General features: G+C 45.8%; 5 protein-coding genes. All 5 read left to right on the top strand.

From position 1 onward, the window contains the following. Positions 1-169: 169 nt before the first annotated feature. Genes AB1611_09280 through AB1611_09260 form a run of 5 tightly spaced genes read left to right on the top strand, consistent with a single transcriptional unit; the run spans position 170 to position 3910 of the window. The gene (locus tag AB1611_09280; protein MEW6379786.1) at positions 170-517 is read left to right on the top strand and encodes a hypothetical protein; all 348 of its coding nucleotides are present in this window, start codon (positions 170-172) and stop codon (positions 515-517) included. Further along, positions 514-1308, top strand: coding sequence for a hypothetical protein (locus tag AB1611_09275; GenBank protein ID MEW6379785.1), 795 nt, complete (start codon positions 514-516; stop codon positions 1306-1308). The genes AB1611_09280 and AB1611_09275 overlap by 4 nt, the downstream gene beginning before the upstream one ends. 11 nt (positions 1309-1319) lie before the next feature. Beyond that, complete coding sequence (locus AB1611_09270) at positions 1320-2423, top strand: SGNH/GDSL hydrolase family protein (protein MEW6379784.1); 1104 nt, start codon at positions 1320-1322, stop codon at positions 2421-2423. Positions 2424-2452: 29 nt separating this feature from the next. Beyond that, on the top strand, positions 2453-3559 hold the full coding sequence (locus tag AB1611_09265) for an SGNH/GDSL hydrolase family protein (protein ID MEW6379783.1): 1107 nt from the start codon (positions 2453-2455) through the stop codon (positions 3557-3559). A 15-nt stretch (positions 3560-3574) separates the two neighbouring features. Then, positions 3575-3910, top strand: coding sequence for a hypothetical protein (locus AB1611_09260; protein ID MEW6379782.1), 336 nt, complete (start codon positions 3575-3577; stop codon positions 3908-3910). Positions 3911-4032: the final 122 nt, after the last annotated feature.

Genomic DNA, 4032 nt, shown 5'->3' with positions numbered 1-4032 from the left:
TGATTTGAGTCTCTTTCAACTTGGCTTACGATTACTCGATCACCTCTTGGATTATGAATTACCTATCCCGGTACTATTTTATTATGCATTTGAGGCACGATTATGAAAATGTGTCCGGTAGTGAGATGGTGAAATAAATTGGGTCACGAGCGATCTCAGGTTAATGCTGGTGAATACTTACTACGTATTCGATCAGAGCCAGCAATATCTTCTGTCAGGAAACCCTGCTGACCCGATTAATTTCGAACTTTCAGGTACGGGGTATGTTCGAAAATTCATGCCTGATCGAAGCCTGGCAGTCGATCAGGTCTCCGGGGTGATTCGGTTTCTGGCTGGCTTACTCTTTTACCCTGAAATCAGAACCGATGAGGATGCCGGAGGAGCTATTATATATAGCGCAGGTGCGGACGACATGACAAGTGCCCTGCTGTTGTATGTTTCATCAGGTTTCCCTATACCTTTATACGGCAATAAACTCTCTATTAACGGTCAGAATGGAGTGTGGTGCTATCTATGAAATTAAATCAAGTTTTTGGACCCTCAACACCGATAACCATAACCCTGGCAGGGTTGGCCTCCGGGCAGGCACGATCGAGCCTGGCGGTGGATAATGACAGCAATAGATATATTGATGCTATGGTTACGCTTGGAATTGCATTAGCTTCTGGAACACCTGCTGGTGATAAGCAGGTTCTGGTCTGGTTTTATGGATCGGAAGATGGATTGCTGTATGGTGATAATGCTACTGGTGCAGATCAGGCGATCGTCAAACGCGATCCGTCGAACTGGCGCGGGCCTTTCGAGCTCAACACCCCGGATGGCGGAGGGCTTACCTATATCGCCATGATCCCCTCGGTAGCGGCATATTTCAACAAAGTACTCCCTCGCAAGTGGGGCATTATCATTGAAAATCAATCCGGTCTGGCTCTTGGTGGAGCCGAAGAGAATTTCACGAAAGCCTATACCGGAATTTCCCTGCAATTTGAGACAGTCGAAAAGACACTCCACAATGCGGCCACTGTGGTTGATGCTACCGGTGTGGATACAGATGTAACTGCCTATGCTACGGCAAACCTTCAGATTAGCGGCACATCGACAAACTTTCGGCTTGAATTCTATGGGTCGGTTGATGGGTCTAATTTTTCGCCAATTTCAGGTGTAAACCTGCAAAGTTCTCTGCTTGCAAGTACTGCCAATGCCCTTAACCAGATTTGGCAATTCGATACGAGCGCACTCAAAACACTCCGGATTAAACTGGCCTCGATTGCTAACGGAAATGTCACTACAAAGTTAATGACAATCCCGTAGAGGAGAAGAGAATGGGATTAGCACAAATCTTGAATTACCTTGCAGCTCACCGAATACAGGGTGGGCATTATCATAGTTACTACCTGGAGGGCAATCTCGATACCTGGCGGGCTACCCTTGCCAAGCTAAGATCGGGTACTACGGGGATTTTTAACGTTTGTTGTCTTGGAGACTCAATTACCGAGGGGACAGCAGCAGGAACCAGTCACCTGGATTATCGAACAAAAAGTTTTGTCGGGAGATTGAGGACAAGACTTGCAGCCACATTTGGAGATGTGGGGCTTGGTTTTATTCCCAGCCATTTCAGCCATACCTATCCTGCCGTTACTTTCTCGGGGAACTGGAACGATGCTGCTTCGTACGGCATAGCAAATTCCTGTAAGCAAAGTAGTGAGACCGGAGCTACAGCGACGGTAAGTTTCGATGGGACAGGTATAGGGGTGGCGGTTATGCGAAACAGCATGGCTGCTCAATATACCATTGCCATTGATGGGGGTGGCCCCATTACGCATAATACGTATAATGCCACCTTGATATCTCCGTATATGTATGAAGAGACAGGGCTGGCAGACACGGATCACACAGCGGTTATCACCGTCGATAACGGTGCAAATCCCTCTCGGACTCTCAACCTTTTGGGGATTTACCCGATCAAGGGGACGGCCGGGATCAGGGTCCATAATTGTGCCCGGTGGGAAAGTAAAGTGGCTGATTTTCTTGGTACAGGCTGTCTGGATTTGGAAATAAACCACTGGACTCCGGTGCTGACTATCGTGGCATTAGTGGCCAATGATTTTAATAGTCAGACTGATCTGGGTAGCTATGAGTCAAATTTGACTCAGATCGTCAATGCCGCCCTGACTCACGGGGATTGTCTAATAGTGGGTAATGGCCTATACAATGTGGAAAGGGCCATTCCTATAACTGCCTACGAGGAAGTGTGCAGAAAGGTTGCCTTGAATTATGGCTGTGCTTATCTTGCTACAAATAGGCGATGGAAAAACTTCAGTAATGCCAATAGTCTTGGATACATGTCGGATGATGTACACCTCACTGCCGCAGGACATCAGGATATTGCCTCGATGCTGATAAACTACCTCCTGGAGGAAAGATAAGAACTGGTAAAGGAAAAGGAAATAGAGAAATGGGATTGATGCAAATTTTAGGCCACATTGCAGATCATCAAAGTCACGACGGCGATGGATATGCTTATTACATTGAGGGCAATATGGACACATGGAGGTCCACTCTTGCCAAGTTGAAGTCTGGCACCACGGGGATATTCAATGTGTGTTGTATCGGGGATTCGATTACCGAAGGGGATAAGGCAGGGAACAGTCATAATGACTATCGAACAAAAGGTTTTGTCGGGAGATTGAGGACAAGACTTGCAGCCACATTTGGAGATGTGGGGCTTGGTTTTATTCCCGTACATTTTAGCGATGACTATCCAGCGTTCAGCTTCACAGGTACATGGATAGACTCAAGTTGGTATGGAATAGGCAATTACCAGAAGCGCAGTAGTAATACCGGGGCTACAGCGACGGTAAGTTTCAATGGGACAGGTATAGGGGTGGTAGTTGCTAGAAATAATATAGCAGCCCAATATACTATCTCTATCGACGGGGGTGCTGCTGTTACCCATGATACCTATAACGCTACACTTGTTTCGCCTTATGCTTATGAGGAAACAGGGCTGGCAGACACGGATCATACGGCGGTAATCACTGTCGATAACGGTGCAAATCCTACCAGGAATTTATATTTCTTAGGTATTTATCCCATAAAAGGGACAACCGGAATCAGGGTCCATGATTGTGCTCGATCTGGAGGAAGAGCCAGCGATTTTGTCCAGACAGGCTGTCTGGATTTGGAAATAAACTACTGGACTCCAGTGCTGACTATCGTGTCATTAGTGGCCAATGACTTTAATTTTCAAACTGGGCTCAGTGCCTATGAGACTTCTATGAGTCAAATTATCGACACTGCTCGAACACATGGAAGTTGCATGGTCTTAGCGAATGGACTCTTCAATGTTAGTAAAACAATTCCCATAACTGCGTATGAGGAAGTATGCAGAAAATTGGCTCTCAGTAAGGGATGCGCTTTTTTAAATCTGAATAGAAGATGGAAATCATATAGTAACGCTAACAGCTTGGGTTACATGGCCGATGCCCTGGTACATCCCAACCAGGCAGGACACCAGGATATAGCAACATTCCTTCTTGATCATCTTTTGGAAGAAAGATAAAACTACTGGAAGTCTATGAAAACAAAAATCACCGAGTCATTTCTGGCGCGCTATCTGCAAAATTATCTCTATTCCGAGGTTCTCCCCTCAGAATATGTCCATATTGATCCTATCTCATTATCGTTTATCCTTTTAGATCCTGTTATTCAAATCCAGAATATTTACCTCGAATTATCCATTGGCCCCTTGGACAAGGTCGTTTCGTACTATAGGGGCGAACAGCGGCTGATTGGGATTAAAATTTCCCGGTCAGATGGCGGTTCTCTGGTAATTACTCAGGCTACTGCCAAGGTGTTTTACCAGGACAGAAGGTCATATATAGATGAACAATTCGCAGATATCGGGGAGTGATTGTGATAATCTAAAATTCCCCCATTTTAGGGGTTTGTGACAACGCAAAATTCCCCCACCCCTGACTGAAGTTTCCGGTATTATATGGGCAGAAAAAAACTAAAGACCATGATACCGGAGGC

The sequence above is a fragment of the bacterium genome (assembly GCA_040755755.1).
Taxonomy (GTDB): domain Bacteria; phylum SZUA-182; class SZUA-182; order DTGQ01; family DTGQ01; genus DTGQ01.
This window is presented reverse-complemented; position numbering and strand designations above follow the sequence as displayed.